The following is a 23451-nucleotide window of genomic DNA, read 5'->3' on the forward strand; positions in this document are numbered from 1 at the left end:
TATTCTAATTAAATAATTTTTCTAGAGATTTTATAGCTTCTGGTAAACAGAACACAATAACTTTATCTCCTATTTTAATTTGTAAGTTACCAGATGCCATAATTGCTTTTTCATCTCTAATAATACCTCCAAAAATTGCTTCTCTTGGAAATTTTAATTCTTTAATAGGATGTTTTGTTACTTTAGCTCCTTCTTGTACTTCAAATTCAAAAACTTCTGCATCAATATTGTGTAAATTAGCTAAAGCGATAATTTCTCCTTCTCTAATATGTTTAAAAATATTACTTGCCGCAATCAATTTTTTATTGATTAGAGATTGAATTCCGATTGTTTGAGAAATATCAATATAATCCATATTTTCTACCAATGCAATTGTCTTTTTTACACCTTTAGATTTTGCAACTAAACAAGACATAATATTCGTTTCAGAATTTCCGGTAACAGCAATAAAAGCATCCATTTCCCTTATGTTTTCTTCTTCTAGTAGTTCTAAATCTCTACCATCACCGTTAATAACTAGTGTATTGTTTAATTCTTCTGCTAAAACTTCTGCTTTTTCTTTGTTTTTTTCAATTAACTTTACTTTAAAATTGCTTCTACAAAGGTTACGCGCAGTTTTTTCACCAATACTACTTCCTCCAAGAATCATTACATTTTTAATATTTATTCTTGGCTTACCAATAATAGGGTAAAGATCTTTTAAACTATAATTTGGTACACAAAAATAAACTTGATCGCCTATTTGATAAGTTGTATCTCCTCTTGGTATAATTGTTTGAGAGATGCCTTGTCTTTTAATAGCAATGGTAACATAATCTATGTTAGAATATTTTTCTTTTGCCTCCTTAACTGTTAAATCTATAATTTGAGATTTATAAGTTAAAGGTGTTCCCATTACATTAAAAAGACCACTTTCAAAAGCAACGGTGTCATTAAAAGAAGATTGGTTTAGCAGCATTTTAATTTCATTAGCGGCTAATTCTTGTGGAGAAATCATAAAATCTAATCCAAATTTTTTGAAATCAACTTCGCAATTATCTAAAAATTCTGGATTGTCTATTCTTGCAATTGTTTTTTTGGCACCTAAAGATTTACCGATAACAGAAATGGTGAAATTAGTATTTTGGCTATCTGTAACAGCAATTAATAAATCTGCGGATTCAATGCCTATTTCCTTTAATAATTTAATAGAAGTAGCGTCTCCTTTTTTAGTTATAACATCTAAATGATTGTTAAGATATTCTAATTTTACTCCATCAAAATCTATAATGTAAGTATCTTGAGATTCGTAAGAAAGAAGTTTAGCTAAGTGAAAACCTACGTCTCCCGCTCCTGCTATGATAATTTTCATAGTTTTTTATAAATATATTAATTGCCAAAGATATAAAGAGTTTCTATCTTAATACAAAAAAATGTTTATTTTCAATTTTTTCAATTGAATCAAATTTTATTCTAAAAAAAGGATAAATATCCTTTTTTAGAGCAGAAAGAAGTTCTAAATTTACCTCTACAATATACAAAACCTCTTTTCTTGATGAAAATAAAACCTAATAATCCTCCGTTTTTTTTTAAAATAAGATCTTATTTTTTTATTTTAATTATGATTAGTTTTATTTTTTCATGTGATAAAAAAGAAAATTATAAAGATGTAGAAAAGAGTGAAGGTGTTTTTCTTTCGGGAAAAATAATTCCGGATAGTCATTTTTTAGGAGATCAAAAATGTAAAGAATGTCATCAAGATCAATTTAAAAGTTGGGAAGGTTCTGATCATGATAAAGCAATGGAAATTGCCGATAGCATTTCTATCTTAGGAGATTTTAATAATCAAAAATACACAAGTCAAGGTGTAACTTCTCACTTTTACAAAAAAGGAAAAGATTTTTATGTAAATACAGAAGGACCAGATGGTGAAAATCACGATTATAAAATTGTTTATACTTTTGGTGTAACTCCTTTACAACAATATATAGTTCAGTTTCCTGATGGCCATTATCAATGTTTAAGAACAGCTTGGGATTCTGTTAAAAATAAATGGTTCGATTTATATCCAGATTTTAAAGTTGTACATTCAGAATGGTTGCATTGGTCTAGAGGTGGTTTAAATTGGAATAATATGTGTGCCGATTGCCATTCTACAAACGTTAGAAAAAATTATGATGAAGCAACGCATAGTTATGATACAAAATTTGCAATTATTGATGTGAATTGTGAAGCTTGCCACGGACCAGGACAAGAACATGTAACTAATGTAAATGAACTTGGTAAAGATTATGTTGCAAGTGGAAGTTTCCAAATGACCACAGATACGTCTCCACAAGAACTGGTAGATCAATGTGCGCGTTGTCATATGAGAAGAGAACAGTTTTCTGAAGCTTTTAATTTTGAAGGAACTATGTTAGATCATTATTTTCCTCAATTAATAGAAGGAGGGTTGTATGAAGCAGATGGTCAAATTTTAGATGAAGATTATGTTTATGGGTCTTTTTTACAAAGTAAAATGTATCAAAATGGAGTTACTTGTACCAATTGCCATGATGCGCATACATTAAAGCTAAAGTATGATGGAAATAAATTGTGTGCTCAATGCCATGTGCCAGAAAAATATGACACTACAGAGCATCACTTTCATCAACCAAACACAGAATCATCAAAATGTATTAATTGCCACATGACGGGTAAGTTTTATATGGGTAATGATTTTAGAAGAGACCATAGTTTTAGAGTGCCAAGACCAGATTTAAGTGTAAAATACGGAAACCCGAATGCTTGTACTGGTTGTCATGAAGATAAAGACAACGCTTGGGCTGCAGAAAATTTTAAAAAACTATTCGGAGAAGTAGATTCAATTCACTTTTCAGAAAAATTAGCGCCAGGTATTACTATGCAACCAGATGGACATGTTGGTCTAATTGAGTTGATGCATGATAAGCAGCAACCAGATATTATTAGAGCTTCTGCTTCTAAAGTTTTATCAAATTACAACGCACAGAATTTTGTAGAAGAATACATAACATTATTAAATGATGAATCTGCTTTGGTAAGAGGGGCAACAGTAGATGCTTTAAGCAGTATAAACACTACAGATTATACTTCTTATTTTTTACCATTATTAGAAGATACTAAAAGAACTGTTAGAATAAAAGCATTTTATGGATTAGGTGGAGTAACGGAAGCAGAAATACCAGAGGTTTATAAAGAGAGTTACGGTAAAGTTAAACAAGAATTCTTTTTACATTTAAAAACAAACTCAGATTTTGTTGGAACAAGAATGAAAAAAGGAGATTATTACTTAAAACAAGGAGATGTAGCTAAAGCTATAATTTCTTTTGAAAGTGCATTAGCAATTGATAATATTAATAATCAGATTAGAATAAACTTAGCTACTTTATATTACAATACACAACAATATGAAAAAGCAGAAGAAGCTTTTAAGATAGTAATAGAACAAGAACCAGAATATGGACCTGTTTATTATTCTTTAGCTTTAATGTATGCAGAGTTAAATAGAGTTGATGAAGCGATTGTTCAGTTAGAAAAAGCAGTTAAAAAAATGCCAGAAAATATACGTGTTTATTATAATTTAGGTTTGTTGTATGATAAACAACAAGATTATAAAAATAGCGAAAAAACATTTATTGCAGGTTTAAAAGTAGATGCCACAAACGAAAGTTTACTGTATGCTTTAGCTTATTTGTATTCTAAATCTAATCAAACAGAAAAAGCTAAAAATATTGTGTATAGATTGATAGAATTATACCCAAATAATCAAGAATATAAAAGTTTTTTAAATCAATTAGAGCGTAGAGTTTAAGCTTTAAAAGTTGTTAATTTTCTATTTTGTATTTTTATAAAAAAAGAAAATGGAAAAGTTAACTATTAAGTCTTGGGCTTTAGATGATAGACCAAGAGAAAAATTGTTAGCAAAAGGAAGAACTTCTCTTTCGGATGCAGAATTAATAGCAATCTTAATAGGTTCTGGTAATAGACAAGAAAGTGCAGTAGCTTTATCTAAAAGAATTCTACAATCTGTTGGTGGTAATATTAATGAACTTGCTAAATTATCTGTAGAAAAACTAACAACTTTTAAAGGAATAGGAGAGGCAAAGGCAATTGCAATTATTACTGCATTGGAAATAGGAAAAAGGCGTCAATTAGAAACCGCTTTAGAGAAACCAAAAATTACAAGTAGTAAAGCTGTTTTTAACGTGATGCAACCTATTATTGGAGATTTAGAACATGAGGAGTTTTGGGTTTTATTCTTAAATAATTCTAATAAAGTTTTAGCTAAAAGCCAAATAAGTAAAGGAGGGTTAACTGCAACGATTGTAGATGTTAGAATCCTTTTTAAAAGAGCTTTCGAGCTGTCTTCGGTAGCATTAATTGTTTGTCATAATCATCCATCAGGAAAACTACAACCTAGTAATGCTGATAAACAAATAACTCAGAAAATAAAAGAAGCCGGAAACACTTTAGACATAAAGTTATTAGACCATTTAATTATTACTGAAAAAGCGTATTTTAGCTTTGCAGATGAAGGATTGCTTTAGGATTTATTTACAGTAATCAGTAAAAGGTTATTTAAAATTGTTATTGAATTATAGGCCAGCAAACTGAGACTGAAAACTGAAAAAATGATATTAGTTTACACACATAAAATTACACCTAGAGTTCGTTATATTTTTAAACATATACTTACCAGAACTTTATTAATTCCAGTAAACTTTACTTCTAAAGTAGAAGAGTTTGTAGCACATAATGGACCGAAATTAACATATACAAAAAATCCTTTAGGAAACGAGTTTTTCTTAAAAAGTAACGATTTGTTATTTGAACAAGGTGTAAATGATATGGAAATTATTGTCCAAAAATGGGATGATATTCCGTGTTTTTTTAAAGCAGGACCAAAATCAACAATTCCGTATGATATTTTTGCAGCAAGTTTCTATTTAATTTCTAGATACGAAGAATATTTACCACATGTAAAAGACACTCATGGTCGTTATACAGCAGAACAAAGTTTGGCTTACAAACATCAATTTTTAGAGAAACCAGTTATAGATATTTGGGCTTATAAATTTTTAGAGGCTTTAAAAGAAAAATTTCCTGATTACGATTATAAAGAGCGTAATTATCAGTTTATTTCTACAGTAGATATAGATAATGCATTTATTTATAAATATAAAGGTGTAATAAGAAGTTTAGGTGGTTTTTTTACAGATTTTTTTAATTTAAGATTATATAATGTTTGGACTCGATTTGCTGTAACATTTAATATTAGAAGAGATCCTTTTGATACTTATTATCGAATTTTAGAAGCTAAAAAAGAATATGATATCAAAACAATTTTCTTCTTTTTAGTAGGAAACTACACCACTTTTGATACAAATGTATCAGCATCTAAAAGAAAGTACAAATTGTTGATTAAAGAAATGGTAGATTATGCAAAAGTAGGTTTGCATCCATCTTATTTTACAATGAATAATGTCTTACTTTTAAAGAAAGAAAAAGCTCGATTAGAAGAAATTATCAACACACCAATACAAAGATCTAGACAACATTATTTAAGGTTTAATTTACCAGAAACATATCAAAATCTAATTGATTTAGAAATAGAAGAAGATTATTCTATGGGGTATGCAAGTAACGTTGGTTTTAGAGCAAGCACATGTACACCTTTTTATTTTTATGATTTAGATTTCGAAATTCAAACCCCGCTTAAAGTTTTTCCTTTCGCTCTAATGGATACTACATTAAACGATTATATGAAGCTAACAGCCAAACAATCTTTGGGTAGAATTAGAGACCTTAAAAATGAGGTAAAAGCTGTAAACGGAATGTTTATCACCTTATTTCATAACGAAAGTTTAAGTGATTATTCTCGATGGAAAGGTTGGAAAAGATTATACGAATCTATGATTAAAATAGCAACATCATAAGTATGATTCAATATAAAAAAAGAAAAAATTTAGATCTTTTTAAATATGACAACTGTATTCAGAATTCCTTAGAATCTAGAGTTTATGCTTTTTCTTGGTATTTAGATATTGTTGCAGATAATTGGGATGTTTTAGTGTTAAATGATTATGCAGCTGTAATGCCAATTATATGGCGTAAAAAGTTTGGAATTAAATATATTTATCCTCCTTTTTGGTTATTAGAATTAGGTGTTTTTTCAGTAGAAGAAAAAACTGATATTCAACCATTTTTTTACTATTTAAAAGACAATTTTCGATTTATAGAAACACCTTTAAATACTGATATAAAAGTTGAAAACCTTGAAAAATATTCTTTGTCTAAAAAAATGCAAGTTTTACCTTTAACTGAAGATTATAACTCTGTGTTTAAAAATTACAGAAAAGATAGAAGAAAAGACTTAACAAAAGCAAAAAAGTTAGATTTAGTAGAAAGGTGGAATGATAAACCATCAACTTTAATTACACTATTTAAAAATAATGTAGGTAAAAGAACTCCATATATTATTGATAAAGATTACGATGTTTTATTAAAGTTAATTGAAACTTGTATTGATAAAAGAGTAGGAGAGATAATGTCTATTTATAATAAAGAAGGCAAAATTGTAGCTTCTGGATTCTTTTTAAAACATAAAAAAATAGTTACTATTTTAGTGTCATCAACAGATTTTAAAGACAGAAAAAATGGTGCAAATACATTTTTAATTGATAGAGCAATTTATAAGTACGAAAAGAATTTTTCTGTTTTTAATTTCGGTGGATCTTCTATGGAATCTATTGCAAAGTACTTTTTAAGTTTTGGTGCTAACACGCTTAATTATCATCAAATAAAATACAATAAATTACCTTTTTTGTTGAGGTTGTTTAAGAAGTAGTATTAATAAAAGAGTCATATTTTTTTGGAGGTTTTTTATTAAAAATAATCTTATTAAAATTCTCTTTATATTTTTCTTTTTGTTTAATTACTTTACAAGGATTGCCAACTGCAACAGAATTAGAAGGTATGTCTTTTACAACTACAGAATTTGCACCAATAATTACATTATTACCAATGTTTACTTCTGGTAGAATTGTTGTATTAGCGCCAATCCAAACATTATTACCAATAGTTATAGGGTTTGCGTTAATGTGTTTGGTTAAATTATCAGTATTATGATTAGAAGAAATAATAGAAACTCCGGGTGCTAATTCTATATTATTCCCAAAAACAATACCGTTATTAGCTTGTATATAATTGTTAATATTATCACCAGGATCGCATAAAATCCCTTTTTTAATTTTTTCTGGTGCATGTACTTTAGATGTAAAATGAACAGGCCATTTTACTTTAGGATTTAGTCTAAATAATTTTTGAGGAATTAAGTAATGAAAAAATAAAATATAATAACGTTGGTAGTTATATTTTGGCCTGTAATATTCTGAATAGAAAAAGTTTATAATCCATCCGAAAAAGAAAAAATCTAATTTTTTAAACATTTAAGGTGTCATGTTTTTAGAGTAATAAATATACCATTGCGTAATTATTTCGTTATAATCTTTTGATGATTTTGATATTTTTAATCCTTTGGTATTTAGTTTTTTTGTTATTTCATCTATTAATGGTTTGTAGTTGTTCCAATCATTTTTTTGTAATATTTTTTGTTTTATAAAAGTAGGTAAAAAGGGTTTTATCTTATTTTTTATTTTTTGAGTATAAATAGTTTTTTTTGATGGTTGTAATTCTGTTTCAAAATAAACTTGATAAGGTTTAAAATATTCATGGATTAAAACATCGTCAAAAAGCATTTTTGTTTTTTTGTATTTGATTGGTGTTGTTTTAAAGAAGTCTAATAATTGTTGGTCCCAAAAAGGGAACCTAAATTCATAATTAAAAAAAGTATAAAAATTAGCAGAATTAAAAATATATTTAGCAATTCGTTCTTTTATATTGTAATCTTCATAAACAGTTTCGGGTATTTTTTTACTAAAATTTGAATCAAAAAAAAGTAAGTTTTTTTCAATTTCTTTTTTCAAAGTCTTTTTGTTTTTTTTAGAATGTACTTTATTTGTTAGTTTTTTATTTAAAATAAGAGAAGCAATTTGTTTGCTTTCTAAATTTACAGGAATTTTGTTTGCAAATTCACTTCCTCCTAAAATATCACCAGCATAACCTGGGATAAGTATTGAATCTTTTGGGATTAATTGGTTTTCACTTAAAAATTTTATGGCAAAATACTCTTGTAAATTAGGCATAGATGAGAGTTTTCCAGAAAAATGGACGTATTTTTTAAACTCATTTGTTTCTAAAAACCCCTCAATTAATTGTGGTTTATATTCAATAAAAAACCATTTAAAACCTAAAGTTTCTGCTGTTTTTTTTGAGTTCTCAATTTCAAAACTATCTTTTCTACCATATGTATAACAAATCACATCTTTGTAGTGGTGCTTTTTTAGCATTACAGCAATTAATCTAGAATCAAAACCACCACTTAAAGGTACAACTGCCGTTTTGTTGTTTAGAGAGTTTATAAACCGGTTAAAAGAATTTTCGAAAGCAATAATAGCCTTGCTTTTTAAAACGGAATAACTACCAGGTTTTTCTTTTTTAATAGCATAGGAATAGAAAAAATTACGATGAATTATAATCTCTTTTTTAACAATTAAATATTCACTTGCTTGTACTTGATATACATTTTTTAATAATGTTTTTTTTCCATGTGTATGATTAGAGGTTATAAACTCTATTTCTGACAAGGGATCAAAATTATTAATTTTAAAGGTGTTTTTTAAATAATAAATATCATCACTTATAAAAAGTTCGTTATTTTGAAACGTATAAAAAATAGGGAAAGACCGAGTAAGATCAGAAACAATATAATAAGATTCTTCTATGATAATGATAAAAGTAAAAACACCATCTAAAGAATTTAAAATTGTTTTAAATTCTTTAGAATGCTTAATTTTTAAGAGATAATTAAAAGCATCTTCTTCCTCGAAAAAAACTGCATCAACATAAAAATATCCTTTAAAATAAAGTGTATTATTAGTATGCCATTTAAAGCCTTTAGAATGATTTAATGTAATTTTCATTTATGTGTATGCAATTTTCTTTTTCTTAGATATTTTTAAAAGGTAGCTAAACATTAAGATATTAAAAATCATTCCTATTACAGAAAAGAACGCTAAAGAAATAACGATGTTTTTATAAAAATAGTATCCTAAAAACAAGGCAAGAAACCTAAATATTAATAATAAAGTATCATAAATTACCATGGTCTTTTGTTTGTTTAGTATAATAATTAATGAACTTATAGGATTGCTTAAAAAACCACAAAATATCCACGGAAGTAAAATTCGAGAGTAAAAACCAACATCTTTCCAATTTTGACCGAAGAGTAGATCTAAGTAAAAAGATATTACTAATAACGGAATAAATATAAATACACTAATTAATAATAAATGTTTAGCTGTTTTTAATACTAACAAATGTAAATTACCTTCTAGATTATACGTTTTTGTAGCTTTGTTAAAAAAGACTTGATTTATTGAGTTTTGAAAAATACTAACAGGAGCTCTAGTAAATTTTAATGCAAGACCATAAATACCAGAGTGGCCTAACCCAAAATATTTTGCAATTAACAAAACAGGCAACTCATTAGAAAGGTTGTTTGTTAAGTTGATAAGGGTGTTAAAAATAGGAATGTCTTTGTATTTCTTAGCTAAAAAAAACATCCTTTTAAAAGAGATTTGTTTAGTTATATGTTGTAATGATTTTAAAGAGATTATAATTAAAAAAAGTAATTGAAAAAAATAACCTAAAAGCATGCCTGGTATTAACCCTATTAAGTGTAATGAACTAAAACCAGTGGTAATTTGTGTAGAACTCATTACACAAGATTTTATAAATAAACCTTTAGAAATATTTTTAAATAAATTATTTCTGTTGTTCCAAAAATCAAAAATGGTAACGCTGCCAAATAAAAAAACACTAATTGGTAGTAAATAAATAAAATTTGTTAGTGTTGTAATATTAAAAAAAAACGCAATATTTTCTTTAAAAAAATAAATTATAATCGATAATAAAAGAGAGAATAAACAGAGAATAATAATTGAAAAAGCTAGTAAATTAATTGCATCTTTATTTCTTTTTGGTAAAACAATAGCAAATTCATATTGTAAAGTAGCTAATGGTTTTAAGATTAATGTAGCTGAAGTAAATAACATGTAAATGCCAAAAACTTCTGTAGAAAATAACCTTGTAAGTATTAAAATAGAGGCATAAACTATTACTTGACTTATGGCAGAACCTGTTATTAATGTTAAAACATTTTTAACAAACTCTTTTTTTAGAAAAGAAAATAGTTGCATATTACTTACTTAAAATAAAGTATTCAAATATAAAGGAAATGAAACAGATAGTACACGTGTTTTTTGATTTAGACCATACTTTGTGGGATTTTGAAAAAAATTCTGACTTAACTTTTCAAAAAGTTTTCGAGGTTAATAACTTAAATATAGATATGGCTTCTTTTTTAGATGTTTATAAACCTATAAATGTTGAGTTTTGGAAACTTTACAGTAAAGATAAAGTAACAAAAAGTGAATTAAGATATGGTAGATTAAAGAATACATTCGATGCAATTAATTTTATTATTTCTGATGAAATGATTGATTTAATTGCAGATCAATATATAGATCATTTGGCAGATTTTAACTATCTTTTTGATGGAGCAATAGAACTTCTAGAGTACTTAAAAGGTAAATATAAATTACATATTATTACAAATGGTTTTGAAGAAGTACAGAATAAAAAAATGATTAATTCTAATATTCATCATTATTTTGATAAAATTATTACATCGGAATCTGTAGGTGTTAAAAAACCGAATCCAAAAGTATTTACACACGCTTTAGAAGTTGCAAATGCAAAGAGTAATAACTCAATTATGATAGGTGATAATTTAGAAGCAGATATAAACGGAGCTTTAAATATTGGTATGAATGCAATACATTTTAGTTTCGATAATAACTCTATAGATAGTAATGACTTTGTTTCTGTAACATCATTATTAGAAATAAAACACTATATTTGAGTTTTCTAATCTCAATTTTTTATGCAATTACCATAAAAAATAAAAAGTTCTTTAATAAAAAAAAATGTATATCAAAAAAATAATTCCCCTGTTATTTTGTTGGTTTTCTATAACTTCTTGTGTAGGTGATTTAGATTTTACACAGATAGAAGACTATACAGCAAGTCAAGAAATTACCAATTCATTAATTTACTTTACGCTTTCATCAGATCAATTTTTTGATGAGTCAGGTGTTTTACAACATGTTAAAGTAGATGTAACAGACTTTGAAGGTTTTCAGGATGATTATATTAAAGATAATATTATAGAAGCTACTTTTTATGTAGAAATTAAAAATGAATTTGACACAGATTTCTCAATTCAATTTGATTTTTTAGATGAATCAAATAATATTACTTATAGTTTAAATAAGTTTGAGATAGTTAGTAATCAACTAGATTATAAATATGAAGAAAACATTATCATAAATAATCAACCAAATATTAAAAACACAACTCAGATAAGAACTACTATAAGGATGAATAGCCCTACTGCTTTATTAAATTCTAATGATACTGATGAGCTAGAGTTTAAATCAGCATCAAAAATTTATGTAGAAACTGGTGATTAAAATGAGAAGAATTTTCCCCTTAATTTTTATTTTATTTGTAACAATTTCACATTCACAAAACAAACAAATATTGTATGGTTTTGCAGAATTACCACAAACTTTACTTTTAAATCCAGGTGCAGAAACTAACTATAGGTTTCATGTAGGAATTCCTCTATTATCTGGTTTTTCTTCAGAGTTTGGTTCTTCTGGTTTTTCTATATCAGATTTGTTTCTTAATGATGGTGTAAATTTTAATGATAAAGTAGAAAGCGTTTTAGATAAGTTAGATAGTAAAGATCACCTTAAATTTAACATGCAATTAGAGCTGTTTAGTGGTGGTTATAGATACAATGATAGGTATTATTTTAGTTTTGGTATTTACGAAGAAATAGATATGATTTCTTATTTTCCAAAAGATGCATCAATATTTCTTACAGAAGGTAATTCTGCGTATTTAGATCGTCAGTTTTCAATCAATGATTTAATGTTTAAAGCAGATGTTTTAAGTGTTTTACATTTTGGAGTTACAAAAAAAATAGACAAACAATTAACAATAGGAGGTAGGTTTAAAATTTATTCTTCTACTATTAATTCAGAATCATCTAATAATACAGGAACTCTTACTACAGTAAACGGTACAAATAATATTTATACACATTATTTAAGTAATTTAAATGTAAATATAAAATCTTCGGGTTTAAAGGAAAATGATGACACTATAAACGATCCTGTTACATACTTAAAAAACACACTTACAGGTAGTAATCTAGGTGTTGGTTTTGATTTTGGTTTTACATATCATCAATCAGAACAATTAGAATTTACAGGAAGTATTGTAGATTTAGGTTTTATAAAACATAGAAGTAATATAAATAATTATTATGCTTATGGTAACTATACTTTAGAGGGAATTGAGTTTCTATATCCAAATCAAACAATAGATTATTGGCATAATTTAGAAGAAGATTTTGAAGAAAAAGTACCTAATGATGAAGATCAAAATTCTTACATATCTTGGAGGCCAACCAAGTTAAATGGGTCTTTAAAATATAGTTTTGGTAAAAGAAGAAGTAAGTATTGTTATGATTATACTTTTAAAGATTTTTATTCTAACGCTATAGGTGTTCAATTAAATGCAGTTTTTAGACCTTTAAGACCCCAGCTTGCCTTAACAGGTTTTTATGAAAAATCTTTTTCAAATAAATTGCATACAAAGTTTACTTATACCATAGATGAGTACTCTTTTTACAATATAGGAGCGGGGATTTCTGCACAAATAGGAAAAGTTAATTTTTATGGAATGGTAGATAATATTGCAAATTTTAACGATATTGCATCTTCAAATAATATTTCGTTACAGTTAGGATTTAATTTAATATTTAATTAAAATGATAAAAAAGATAATATTTAGCTTGTTAATCTTTGCAGCTATAACCGTTTATGGTCAAGATGAAAATATTAGTAACTATAAGTATATAATTGTTAAAGATAAATTTGATTTTTTAAAAGAATCAGATCAATATCAAACAAGTTCATTAACTAAGTTTTTGTTAAATAAAAAAGGGTTTGATGTTTTTTTAAGTAATGAAGAATTACCAAATGAGCTAAAATTAGGCGGAAAGTGTTCTGCTTTAGAAGCTTCTGTAGAAGATGAATCTAATATGTTTACGGTTAAGACTGTAATTGTTATAAGTAATTGCTTTGGTAGTGTTTTATACAAATCTGAAGTAGGTAAAAGTAAATTAAAAGATTTTAAGAAAGGATATCATCAAGCTATTAGAAGAGCATTTGATAGTATGGAAGGGTTTAATTATAGTTATAATTCTACAGAGCCAATTTTGATGGAGAAAAAAGACAATGTGGTGGTTGATAAAGTAAATGCTCCTAAAGTTAAAAAAGAAGTTACGGTAGAGAAAATTGTTAAAAAACCTATTGAGGTTTTATATGCACAAGCAAAAGGAAACGGATTTCAATTAGTAAATAGCAAACCAGAAGTTGTCTTTGAGATATTAAAAACAAGAAAAGAAAATGTTTTTATTATAAAAGGTAAAGACGGAACACTTTATAAAAATGAAGATAAATGGTATGCAGAATTTTATGAAAACGACAAATTAGTAAAAAAAGAATACCAAGTTAAGTTTTAATATTTATACTTTGTTTTCCATCTATTTCTTAGAGTTTCTCTAAAATTATTTTCTCGAGAATTATTACCTGGTTCGTAAATTTTTGTTCCAGAAATTTCATCAGGTAAAAATTCTTGTTCTACAAAATTATTAGGATAATCGTGCGAATATTTGTAATCTTTACCATATTCTAAATCTTTCATTAATTTAGTTGGTGCATTTCTTAAATGCAACGGAATAGATAAATCTCCAGTATTTCTAACCAAATTTAAAGCATTGTCTATTGCTAAATAAGAGGCATTACTTTTAGGTGAATTTGCCAAATAAACAGCACATTGACTCAATATAATTCTAGATTCAGGATTACCAATTACAGATACTGCCTGAAAAGTATTGGTAGCTAATATTAAAGCAGTTGGGTTGGCGTTACCAATATCTTCAGAAGCAGAAATTAGCAACCTTCTTGCAATAAACTTTACATCTTCACCACCTTCAATCATTCTTGCTAACCAATAAACAGCACCATTAGGGTCGCTACCACGTATAGATTTTATAAAGGCAGAAATAATATCATAATGTTGCTCTCCTGTTTTGTCATACCTAACGGTGTTTTTTTGAATCTTTTCTAAAACTAATGCATTCGTAATTTCTATTTCATCATCAGCAGAAACTAATAATTCAAAAATATTTAAAAGTTTTCTCGCATCACCACCAGAAACTTGTAATAAAGCATCGGTTTCTTTTAAATGTATTTTTTTTGTTGATAAAAGAGTATCTTTTTCAATAGCTCTATGTAAAAGAGCAATTAAATCATTTTTATCAAAAGAATTTAAAATATATACTTGACATCTAGAAAGTAAGGCAGGTATTACCTCAAAACTTGGGTTTTCTGTTGTAGCACCAATTAAAGTAACCCAACCTTTTTCTACTGCGCCTAATAAAGAATCTTGTTGAGATTTACTAAATCGATGAATTTCGTCTATAAATAAAATAGGGTTTTTTGTAGTAAATAAACCGCCACTTTTTTTTGCTTTTTCTATAACTTCTCTAACATCTTTTACTCCAGAACTTATTGCGCTTAAAGTATAAAAAGGTCTGTTAGATTCTGTAGCAATAATATTGGCAAGTGTAGTTTTACCAATTCCTGGAGGTCCCCATAAAATTAATGAAGGAATAATTCCTTGCTTTATCAAATTTGTTAAAACACCATTTTTACCAACTAAATGTTGTTGACTAATATAATCATCGAGTGTTTTAGGTCTAATTCTTTCTGCCAAAGGTTCATTCATTCAGTAAAAATAATAAAGATTTCTGACAGAAATTGTAAAAATAGTATTTGGTTCTATTTTTGTTATTTTTAATTTGATGAACGATGATAATCAACTAAAAATATCAAAATCAATTTTTACAATACCAGTTGTATATATTGTTACAATTTGGTTTGTTTATTGGTTAGAAATTCAGTTTGATTTTAATTTTAACAAGTTAGGAGTTTACCCAAGAACTTTGGAGGGTTTTAGAGGTGTTTTCTTAACTCATTTTATACATAGTAACACAAGTCACCTCTTTAATAATTCAGTTCCTTTATTTGTGCTATTATTGTCTCTTTTTTATTTTTATAAAAATGTTGCTTACAAAGTTTTATTTTATGGCGGATTTCTTACAGGTTTTTTAACCTGGTGCATTGCAAGAGACTCTTATCATATAGGAGCAAGCGGAATTGTATATTTACTTTTTAGTTTTATTTTATTTAGTGGAATTATAAAAAAGCATTACAGATTAGTTGCATTGTCTTTAATCATAATATTTTTATACGGAAGTATGATTTGGTATGTATTACCAATTAAAGAAGGAATGTCTTGGGAAGGACATTTATCAGGTTTATTATCAGGTTTACTCTTTGCTTTTATATATAGAAAAAAAGGAATTATTAAAAAAGAGCATCAATTTAAAGAAACAGAATTCGATTTACTTTTTGATGAACATGGTAATTTTAATCCTCCTGTTTTAGAAGAAGAGTCAGAAAATTTAGAAGAGTAGTGTAGAGGCTTATATAAATAAAGGACACTTTAAAAAGTGTCCTTTATTTATTGATTATAAATTTGGTTGTGGAGTTAACCTAAGGTAAGGTTTAACTTCTTTATGTCCTTTAGGAAACATATCTGGTATTTGTTCATTTGTTACTGCTGGGGAAATTACACAATCATCTCCACTTTTCCAATTTGCTGGTGTTGCAACTTTATGATAAGCTGTTAATTGTAAAGAATCTATTACTCTTAACAATTCATCAAAATTTCTACCTGTAGAAGCAGGATACACAATAATTAATTTTACTTTTTTGTCTGGATCGATAATAAACACAGATCTAACCGTTAAATTATTATCTGCATTTGGATGAATCATATCATATAAAGTTGATACGTTTTTATCTTCATCTGCAATTATAGGAAAATCAACTTCAGTATTCTGAGTTTCGTTAATATCTTTAATCCAACCTTTATGAGAAGAAAGTCCATCTACACTTAATGCAATAGTTTTAACATTTCTTTTATCAAATTCTGATTTATATTTAGCAACGGTACCTAATTCGGTTGTACAAACCGGAGTATAATCTGCAGGATGCGAAAATAAGATCCCCCAACTATCTCCTAACCATTCATGAAAATTAATTTCTCCTTTCGATGACTGTGCTGTAAAGTTTGGTGCTATATCACCTAATCTAATAACGCTCATTTTTTATGTTTTTAAATTAATAATTAGGTTAAAATTACAATTTTATAAACTGAATAATGAATCTTAATAGTCAAATTGATGTTAAAAAATTATATTTATTTGTCTAAAAATATTTTTGCATAAAAAAACCACCTTTTAAAAGGTGGTTTTTTTATGCAAAAATCTTAATAAAGATTAAAATTTAATCTTTAAATCTAAATGATTAGAGTTGCTTTGATTTTTCTTTTCTTCTAATAATTTATTTTTCTTTTCTAAAGATTTATAAGTTTTAGAATTACTCTTAGCAAAAGTACCAACTCTAGAATAATTATAGTCTAAGTCATCTTGAGCTGTTCCATCATCGGCAGAAACTACTTGTAACCAGTGGTTAATTGTACCAGCTTCAAAGTCGTAGAAACCTGGATAATAAGACCCAAAGAAAGACCAAGCAGCCCATTCAACATCTATCAGATTGTTATCTCCATCAACAAAAGGTAATCCAGAGGTTTGGTTTTCATCTAATACCTGTAACTCTCCAGCTTCTCCAATTTTAATTTTTAAATACTCTGGAGCTCTAGGGTATCCATAATCAGCTAAAGGAGCAAAAATATTAATACCTAATAAGGTTAAACCTTCAGGATCACTAGGGTCAAGGGTTAAATCAATTTGACCTACATCAGGTAAGAAATAAGCAGCATTAGTAGTATAATAACCAGATAAACCACCATAGAATACAGTGCTATAATCCCAAGTACCTTGCATTAAATAAGCAGTTTCTGCTAAAGAAAATGCTCTTGTAGAAAAGTAATAATCAAATCCTGTTAAAGCAGCTACACTTTTACCAGATTTATCTGTAAAAGTTCCTTCATCCCATGTTACAATTATAAAGTCTGATTGCTGAAAAGTTCCATGAGTATCTATAGTAATTGTTGTTCCACTAGTAGAAATAGTAGAAGTACCAGCGTTTACAACAACTGTTCTTCCAAGACCAGACCCGTTATCATAAGCAGAAAATGTTAAGTTACCACCTTGGTAAAAAACAGGTTCATCAAATTGTAATGTTAACGGTGTAAAAGGGCTAATATCTCCAGAAGCAAATGCCGGAGAAGAAGAATCTCTTAAGAAGCTTGGGTTTGCTGTATCTGGTGTTGTTACAGATAATTTTGTAACTGTTTCCGAAATAAAGTTATCTTCACTTTTATGAATGGCGTATACATCATATGTATAATCTCCAAAAATATCACTATCAATATTAATATCAATAGGAGTAGAACCATCTACATCAAAACTTCCTGCTTGTTGAAAACCACTTCCAGAATGAACTTCAGTAGAAGTAGGTGCAGCTGTACCTGTAGGTACAACAGCATAATAACCTTTACCTACAGCTGTAGGAGAATATGTTACAACAAAACTATTGTCTGTTGCTAATGACGCTTCTTCTACTATTGTAAATGTGGAAGGAGATACGTATGTTACAGGTTCGTAAACAGAATCTTCAGTTGTATCACAAGAATACAGCATAGTAGCCAACATAAATGATCCTATAATATTTTTTATATTTATTTTCATTTTTTTTAGTTTTTAGTTATGGTTTCTGTATATGATCTTAATATTGCCCCATTTTGATATAAATTATAGTTTAATACCATAGTTTCTGAACAAGAAGTGTAGATTCCTGTTGCTTCTATGCTATAAGGGGGTTGTGCATCTCCAACCCAAGTAGTTTCACAAAGTTCTTGTAAAGGAATATTGATAGCACCTGTAATTAGGTCTAACTCTACTATTACTTTATTACTTACTACAACTACTTCGTCCCAATACCCTGTATTAGTTAACCAACCATAACTTAAACCTTCAATTAATAAGTCAGTACCATCAAAAGATGTTTGTATGAGAGATGCATTTGGCCCTTCGCTGCCTGTAGCATTATCTGCACCTGACCAAGCAGCTGCACCTAAACTTTCTAAGCTAAATGCACAATCATCATCTTGTAAGGTTAAATTAATTGTTTGACCTATTCCGTCAGGTCCAGGAAAGCCTAGTCCTACAGGAGCGTCAGTTAAAGTAATTGTAATTACTTTATCACCATCTTCATCAGAGTTATCAATTGGTTGAATTTGTAATGAATCAGAAAAAATACCAGCAGGTAAATCAAAACTAGTTTTTCCATCTAGAATATTGTAATGTACACCTTCTATAGCGTTTTCAGAAGTTATTGTATAACTAACGGTCGTTGGTGATGTCGCTGCATCTTTTGATGTAGATAAATTTAAAACGACATCTATAATTTCTGTATTAGATTCTAATACTGATATTGATGTATCAGAAAAAGATACAAAAGAGTCTGTAGGGAATGATAATGTATCTATCGTTTCCTTGCTTTCATCGCACGATATAAATAAGGCAACAATAGCAATTATTGTTAATATTTTTTTCATTTCTTTATAATTTAAAATTATTAATTTTCGTAACCAGTGGTTTGTACCATGTTAGGATTAAGATTTAATTCATTTGTATGAATTGGGAAATTGAAACGGTAATCTCCTGCAGGAAGTGTTAAGAAATCTGTAGCAGTACCTGTTCCATCAGCATATTGACCAAAAGAAGATCTTACCACAGGCAAACCTTTTCTTTTTAAGTCTGTAAATCTAGACCCTTCAAAAGCTAATTCTAATCTTCTTTCTAATTGTATAGCAGCTTTAAGACCATCACCTATTTCTCCTCCAGATACAAAATTACTATATCTGTTAGATCTAACTTCATCTAAAGCTACAAGAGCTTCTGCATCATTTCCTAACTCAGCTAAAGCTTCTGCTTTGATTAACATAACTTCTGCAGCTCTTAAAACTTTAGCATCAACTACACCTAAACTTGTAGTTGAAGGGCTTGAGTACCATTTAATAACATGATTAAATGTGTTACCTTCAAAATCACCTGTTAAAATATAAGCACTTTTTCTAATGTCTGTATCTTGAAATAATTGATAAAAATCATAAGAAGGCACATATTCATCTTTTATACCACCTGTAGTTTGGTTATAATATACACCGATACCAACATCAGAAACATCATCATTAGCTAAAGAAAAAATTACACCAGATTGGTCAGTATCATCCCAAACTCCTGTAAAACTATCACGGCTAGCAACAGTTGTACTTACTTTATTAGCAGCATCTACTGCAGAAGACATTTCTCCCATGTGTAAATATACGTTCGCTAAGATTCCGTATACAGCATCTGCTCCCATTTGATGTACTCCGTTAGAAGTATTGATTAAGTCAGCTGCAGCTGTTAAATCGTCTACAATTTTTTGATAATATTCAGCAATTGTCAAGTCTCTACTTGGTAAATCATTAATATCAGCAATTGTTATATATGGCATAGCCAATGAACTATTTGAACTAGATGATTGAGTAGGGATTTCTCCGTAATACTTAATGATATCAAAATGAGCTAATGCTCTTACAGCTAGTGCTTCCCCTAAAATATTATCTTTAAAATCACCATCATCAATTATATCTAGATTTGCAATTAATGTGTTTACATTTCTAATTGCTGCGTACGCAGAAGTAGAATGAAATGTACTATAATTTTCATCGTATAACCAATCGTGAGCTTGTTTAAAAGATAATCTACCTTCTCTACTTATAATTAAATTATCTGTAAGAATGTCTCTTAATTGCATACTACCATCGTAATAAGTACCTGTTAACATTGCTAAATATGCACCGTTCATGGCGTTTGTAAAGTCACCTTCGTTTCTAAATGCTTCTTCAGTTGCTACTGTAGAGGTAGGGAAGGTATCAAGCCTATCATCACAAGAAATAGCTGTGACAACTAAAAGCAATAATATTATATATTTTTTCATTTTTTTTATTTTTTAAAATTTAAGATCTAAACCAATAGAAATAGTTCTTAATGTTGGGTAACTATTTAAACTATACTCACCAGGTATTTGAGTTCTTGTAGAACTACCAGGGTTAGATTCAGCAGAACCAATACCTACTTCTGGGTCTCCTTTGTAGTAAGGAATATATGTCCATAAATTTGTACCAGATGCATAGAATCTTATTTGAGAGAAAGGTACTTTTTCTAAATACTCAGAAGGTAAAGAATAACCAACTTGTAAGTTTCTTAATCTTAAATAATCTCCTCTTTGTAAATATCTTGTACTATTTGTGCTACTTGATACTGAACCAATATTTGCATTAGTACTCCCTAAATAACCGTTTGCAACAGGGTTTGGTAGTACATTTGTATCTCCTGGGTTTTTCCAGTAATTGAATGCATCAACTCTTTGATTGTCTAAAGATGTACCATCAGATAAGTGTTGTGCCTCTACAACATTCATAATATAATTACCTCCTTTAAAGTAAAAGTCTGCAGTAACATCAATTCCTTTATAAGAGATACTTGTATTGAAACCACCGTCAAACTGAGCAAATGGTGTTTTACCACTTAATAAAACATTACCTGTATTACTCGTAGTAACATTATCATTTTCATCTAAGAAAAGAGCTTGTCCGTTTGCAGGGTTTACACCAACATATCTAGATAAGAAAAAAGAGTGAACTTCTTCTCCAACTCTTAAAGTAGTATAGTTAGCATAATCTACAGTTAAATCATCTTCTGTTGCTAATTTTAGAACTTTAGAGTCATATGTACTAAAAGTTACACCGGCATTCCATTTAAAATCCCCTTTTCTAATGATATCTCCTCTTAATTCAAATTCCCATCCAGAGTTTTCTATTTCTCCGATGTTTTTAAATATAGATCCACCACCTTGTATTGTACTAACAGGTACGTCTAATAATAAATTGGTTGTATTCTTTTTATAGTAATCTACAACACCTGTAATTCTATTGTTAAATAAACCAAACTCTATACCAGCTCCATAAGTAAAACTTTCTTCCCATCCTAAGTTTGGGTCTCCAAAGTTAGATGGTCTAGTAGCTGTACTTCCGTCATATGCACTAAAACCATAGGTAGTGATAGATGGGTTAGTACCTATCTGGTCATTACCAGAAGTACCTGCGTTAAGCCTTAATTTAAGGTTACTAACAGTGTTTGATAAATCAGAAAAGAAATCTTCTTTACTTATATTCCAAGCTGCACTTGCTCCCCAAAATGTTCCGTATTTTGTATTAGCTCCAAACCTAGAAGAACCATCTCTTCTTACTGTTGCATTTACTATATATTTATCATCAAATATGTAGTCTACACTACCAGCAATAGAATATAATGTTCTAGCACTATTAGATCCTGAAGTTGTATTAGGTGTAGAACCTGCATCAATGGTAGTAGGTCCATTAATTACAAAACCAGAAGATCTTGCATAAGAGTTTTCATTATACCAATCTAAATATTCCATAAAAACAGTAGCATTTACAGAATGTTTTTCATTAAATGTTTTATTAAAATTTAATTTGTTTAAAAGTGAGTATTGAAAAGTACTTGAATTAAAAACATCTGAAGTACCTGTAGGTGTACCGTAGAAAATTAAATCTAAAGCAGAACCAGCATGTAAAATACCTCTATTAATAGTGTTAAAATAACTAACGTTACTACCAAATTGGTAAGAGAAATTATCATTGAATTTTATGTCTGCTTTAAAAGTTCCAAAAAATCTATTATCAGTATCATCGTCTTGATTAGCTCTAATTTGTTCTAAAGAGTTTAACCCGCTGTGTGTTGGGTTGTATGTATCTTGACCTCTTAAATCAGCAATACGATTTCCATTTTCATCTGTTAAATAAACAGGTTCATATGGGTTTGCAGTAAAACGTCCGTTTACAGGGTTTTGAACGTTATTTCTATCTCTAGGGTCTTGATCATTAGAAGTAGAAAAAGATACATTTGTACTTAAATTTAACCAATCAGCAGCTTTATAACCAACGTTTAATCTAGCAGAAGTTCTTTTAAAAGCACTTTCTATTCCTTCAATAATACCTGTATTTGTGTCATTTGCAATTGACATAAAGTAAGTTAATTTTTCATCTCCACCAGTTACAGATAAGTTTAAAGAAGTTATTTCTGCATCTTTTAATAAATCATCAGACCAATCATGATCTTGAGATATTAATTGGTCCCATTCACTTTGCAAAAGAACACCAGCACCTGTTCCTACACCAATAGCTCTTTCATAATCAAGTTTTTGTTTAGCATTCATCATTTCGAAATTTCTTTTCGCTTCCGTAGCCATACCTAACCTTGTCTGTAATCTGATTTGTGCTTTACCAGATTTACCTTTCTTAGTAGTAATTACAACTACACCATTAGAACCTCTTGCTCCGTATATAGCTGTACTTGCAGCATCTTTAAGAACATCCATTCTTGCAATGTCTGAAGGGTTTATACCAATAATATCATCTTCATCTACTTGAATACCATCTAAAAGGTATAATGGCTCACTACCAGCATTAATAGACCCAATACCTCTAATTCTTACAAAAGCTGCATTACCTGGTTTACCATTTTGCGCTGTTACCTGTACACCTGTAGCGACACCTTGTAAAGCATTGTCAATACTTACACTATTCGTTTGTTTTTCTAATTGAGCAGAAGTTACAGAAGATACTGCGGATGATAATTCTCCTCTTTTTTTATTCGTATAACCAAAAACCACAACTTCTTCAAGTTGTTCTCCACCTTCAATTAAAGTTACATTAAGAGTACTATTTGATCCGACTGTTTTTTCGCTAGTTTTATAGCCAAGGTATCTGAAAATTAATACATCTCCAGATTTAGCTTTGATACTAAATTTACCATCAAAATCTGTTTCTGTACCTTTGTCAGTACCTTTAACCAAAATACTAACACCTGGTAAAACCCCTGATTCGTCAGAAACCGTACCGGAAATAGTCTTTTCTTGCGCAAATGAAATTTGCACGACTAACGCTAATAGTAGCGTTAGAAATCCATTAAACTTTGTCTTCATTTTATAATTATTTGAATTAATTAAGGTCAAAAATCTTAAAATT

19 protein-coding genes are annotated in these 23451 nt (G+C 28.6%); 9 read left to right on the forward strand and 10 right to left on the reverse strand.

Translation table 11 applies throughout. The features are described 5' to 3' along the window. Positions 1–4 precede the first annotated feature (4 nt). On the reverse strand, positions 5–1351 hold the full coding sequence (trkA, locus tag ACJJVY_RS08335; RefSeq protein WP_405606793.1) for a Trk system potassium transporter TrkA: 1347 nt from the start codon (positions 1349–1351) through the stop codon (positions 5–7). 249 nt (positions 1352–1600) lie between these two features. Here trkA and ACJJVY_RS08340 point away from each other — a divergent pair, with 249 nt between their 5' ends. The 4 genes from ACJJVY_RS08340 (at position 1601) to ACJJVY_RS08355 (ending at position 6847) form a co-directional block, all read left to right on the forward strand. Then, on the forward strand, positions 1601–3811 hold the full coding sequence (locus ACJJVY_RS08340) for a tetratricopeptide repeat protein (protein WP_405606795.1): 2211 nt from the start codon (positions 1601–1603) through the stop codon (positions 3809–3811). 49 nt (positions 3812–3860) lie between these two features. Then, positions 3861–4547: a DNA repair protein RadC gene (gene radC, locus ACJJVY_RS08345; protein ID WP_405606797.1), complete on the forward strand. Its 687-nt coding sequence runs from the start codon at positions 3861–3863 to the stop codon at positions 4545–4547. A gap of 84 nt (positions 4548–4631) precedes the next feature. Then, positions 4632–5936: a polysaccharide deacetylase family protein gene (locus ACJJVY_RS08350; RefSeq protein ID WP_405606799.1), complete on the forward strand. Its 1305-nt coding sequence runs from the start codon at positions 4632–4634 to the stop codon at positions 5934–5936. Between the two features lie 2 nt (positions 5937–5938). Continuing rightward, positions 5939–6847, forward strand: coding sequence for a hypothetical protein (locus ACJJVY_RS08355; protein ID WP_405606801.1), 909 nt, complete (start codon positions 5939–5941; stop codon positions 6845–6847). On the opposite strand, the gene ACJJVY_RS08360 is transcribed toward ACJJVY_RS08355, so the two are convergent. The 3 genes from ACJJVY_RS08360 to ACJJVY_RS08370 are packed head-to-tail and all read right to left on the reverse strand — an operon-like array spanning position 6837 to position 10319. Continuing rightward, entirely contained in the window at positions 6837–7448 is a 612-nt protein-coding gene (locus tag ACJJVY_RS08360) for a hypothetical protein (protein WP_405606803.1), read from the reverse strand. The genes ACJJVY_RS08355 and ACJJVY_RS08360 overlap by 11 nt on opposite strands. Continuing rightward, entirely contained in the window at positions 7449–9041 is a 1593-nt protein-coding gene (locus ACJJVY_RS08365; protein WP_405606805.1) for an asparagine synthase-related protein, read from the reverse strand. Then, positions 9042–10319, reverse strand: a complete 1278-nt coding sequence (locus ACJJVY_RS08370; protein ID WP_405606807.1) for a lipopolysaccharide biosynthesis protein — start codon at positions 10317–10319, stop codon at positions 9042–9044. 38 nt (positions 10320–10357) lie between these two features. Between ACJJVY_RS08370 and ACJJVY_RS08375 the strand changes: the two genes are divergently transcribed. The 4 genes from ACJJVY_RS08375 (at position 10358) to ACJJVY_RS08390 (ending at position 13780) form a co-directional block, all read left to right on the forward strand. Next, positions 10358–11044 carry a YjjG family noncanonical pyrimidine nucleotidase gene (locus ACJJVY_RS08375; RefSeq protein ID WP_405606809.1) on the forward strand — a complete coding sequence of 229 codons (687 nt, stop codon included), beginning with the start codon at positions 10358–10360 and terminating at the stop codon, positions 11042–11044. Positions 11045–11108: 64 nt separating this feature from the next. After that, a complete protein-coding gene (locus ACJJVY_RS08380; RefSeq protein WP_405606811.1) occupies positions 11109–11654 on the forward strand; it encodes a hypothetical protein in 546 nt (181 codons plus the stop codon). 1 nt (position 11655) lies between these two features. After that, positions 11656–13023, forward strand: coding sequence for a DUF5723 family protein (locus ACJJVY_RS08385; protein WP_405606813.1), 1368 nt, complete (start codon positions 11656–11658; stop codon positions 13021–13023). Between the two features lies 1 nt (position 13024). After that, positions 13025–13780 (forward strand): hypothetical protein, encoded by a 756-nt coding sequence (locus tag ACJJVY_RS08390; protein WP_405606815.1) that lies wholly within the window; start codon positions 13025–13027, stop codon positions 13778–13780. On the opposite strand, the gene ACJJVY_RS08395 is transcribed toward ACJJVY_RS08390, so the two are convergent. Further along, positions 13777–15048: a replication-associated recombination protein A gene (locus tag ACJJVY_RS08395; protein ID WP_405606817.1), complete on the reverse strand. Its 1272-nt coding sequence runs from the start codon at positions 15046–15048 to the stop codon at positions 13777–13779. The genes ACJJVY_RS08390 and ACJJVY_RS08395 overlap by 4 nt on opposite strands. Before the next feature lie 76 nt (positions 15049–15124). Here ACJJVY_RS08395 and ACJJVY_RS08400 point away from each other — a divergent pair, with 76 nt between their 5' ends. Then, entirely contained in the window at positions 15125–15799 is a 675-nt protein-coding gene (locus tag ACJJVY_RS08400; RefSeq protein ID WP_405606819.1) for a rhomboid family intramembrane serine protease, read from the forward strand. A 54-nt stretch (positions 15800–15853) separates the two neighbouring features. On the opposite strand, the gene ACJJVY_RS08405 is transcribed toward ACJJVY_RS08400, so the two are convergent. The 5 genes from ACJJVY_RS08405 to ACJJVY_RS08425 all read right to left on the reverse strand — a co-directional run bounded on the left by ACJJVY_RS08405 (position 15854) and on the right by ACJJVY_RS08425 (position 23408). Continuing rightward, entirely contained in the window at positions 15854–16492 is a 639-nt protein-coding gene (locus ACJJVY_RS08405; RefSeq protein ID WP_405606821.1) for a peroxiredoxin, read from the reverse strand. Positions 16493–16666: 174 nt separating this feature from the next. Beyond that, positions 16667–18040, reverse strand: coding sequence for a hypothetical protein (locus ACJJVY_RS08410; RefSeq protein WP_405606823.1), 1374 nt, complete (start codon positions 18038–18040; stop codon positions 16667–16669). Positions 18041–18045: 5 nt separating this feature from the next. Continuing rightward, positions 18046–18909 (reverse strand): hypothetical protein, encoded by an 864-nt coding sequence (locus ACJJVY_RS08415; RefSeq protein ID WP_405606825.1) that lies wholly within the window; start codon positions 18907–18909, stop codon positions 18046–18048. Positions 18910–18929: 20 nt separating this feature from the next. After that, on the reverse strand, positions 18930–20339 hold the full coding sequence (locus ACJJVY_RS08420) for a RagB/SusD family nutrient uptake outer membrane protein (RefSeq protein ID WP_405606827.1): 1410 nt from the start codon (positions 20337–20339) through the stop codon (positions 18930–18932). Between the two features lie 12 nt (positions 20340–20351). Continuing rightward, complete coding sequence (locus ACJJVY_RS08425; RefSeq protein WP_405606829.1) at positions 20352–23408, reverse strand: SusC/RagA family TonB-linked outer membrane protein; 3057 nt, start codon at positions 23406–23408, stop codon at positions 20352–20354. Between the last annotated feature and the right edge of the window lie 43 nt (positions 23409–23451).

The sequence above is a fragment of the Polaribacter sp. Asnod1-A03 genome, from assembly GCF_045063585.1.
Taxonomy (GTDB): Bacteria; Bacteroidota; Bacteroidia; order Flavobacteriales; family Flavobacteriaceae; genus Polaribacter.

Bases quoted from the DNA above. Each gene is read 5' to 3' on its own strand.
- radC (WP_405606797.1), top strand. From the start codon at position 3,861: ATGGAAAAGTTAACTATTAAGTCTTGGGCTTTAGATGATAGACCAAGA.
- ACJJVY_RS08390 (WP_405606815.1), top strand. From the start codon at position 13,025: ATGATAAAAAAGATAATATTTAGCTTGTTAATCTTTGCAGCTATAACC.
- ACJJVY_RS08350 (WP_405606799.1), top strand. From the start codon at position 4,632: ATGATATTAGTTTACACACATAAAATTACACCTAGAGTTCGTTATATT.
- ACJJVY_RS08340 (WP_405606795.1), top strand. From the start codon at position 1,601: ATGATTAGTTTTATTTTTTCATGTGATAAAAAAGAAAATTATAAAGAT.
- trkA (WP_405606793.1), bottom strand. From the start codon at position 1,351: ATGAAAATTATCATAGCAGGAGCGGGAGACGTAGGTTTTCACTTAGCT.
- ACJJVY_RS08380 (WP_405606811.1), top strand. From the start codon at position 11,109: ATGTATATCAAAAAAATAATTCCCCTGTTATTTTGTTGGTTTTCTATA.
- ACJJVY_RS08395 (WP_405606817.1), bottom strand. From the start codon at position 15,048: ATGAATGAACCTTTGGCAGAAAGAATTAGACCTAAAACACTCGATGAT.
- ACJJVY_RS08405 (WP_405606821.1), bottom strand. From the start codon at position 16,492: ATGAGCGTTATTAGATTAGGTGATATAGCACCAAACTTTACAGCACAG.
- ACJJVY_RS08385 (WP_405606813.1), top strand. From the start codon at position 11,656: ATGAGAAGAATTTTCCCCTTAATTTTTATTTTATTTGTAACAATTTCA.
- ACJJVY_RS08400 (WP_405606819.1), top strand. From the start codon at position 15,125: ATGAACGATGATAATCAACTAAAAATATCAAAATCAATTTTTACAATA.
- ACJJVY_RS08375 (WP_405606809.1), top strand. From the start codon at position 10,358: ATGAAACAGATAGTACACGTGTTTTTTGATTTAGACCATACTTTGTGG.
- ACJJVY_RS08415 (WP_405606825.1), bottom strand. From the start codon at position 18,909: ATGAAAAAAATATTAACAATAATTGCTATTGTTGCCTTATTTATATCG.
- ACJJVY_RS08370 (WP_405606807.1), bottom strand. From the start codon at position 10,319: ATGCAACTATTTTCTTTTCTAAAAAAAGAGTTTGTTAAAAATGTTTTA.
- ACJJVY_RS08365 (WP_405606805.1), bottom strand. From the start codon at position 9,041: ATGAAAATTACATTAAATCATTCTAAAGGCTTTAAATGGCATACTAAT.
- ACJJVY_RS08410 (WP_405606823.1), bottom strand. From the start codon at position 18,040: ATGAAAATAAATATAAAAAATATTATAGGATCATTTATGTTGGCTACT.
- ACJJVY_RS08360 (WP_405606803.1), bottom strand. From the start codon at position 7,448: ATGTTTAAAAAATTAGATTTTTTCTTTTTCGGATGGATTATAAACTTT.
- ACJJVY_RS08425 (WP_405606829.1), bottom strand. From the start codon at position 23,408: ATGAAGACAAAGTTTAATGGATTTCTAACGCTACTATTAGCGTTAGTC.
- ACJJVY_RS08420 (WP_405606827.1), bottom strand. From the start codon at position 20,339: ATGAAAAAATATATAATATTATTGCTTTTAGTTGTCACAGCTATTTCT.
- ACJJVY_RS08355 (WP_405606801.1), top strand. From the start codon at position 5,939: ATGATTCAATATAAAAAAAGAAAAAATTTAGATCTTTTTAAATATGAC.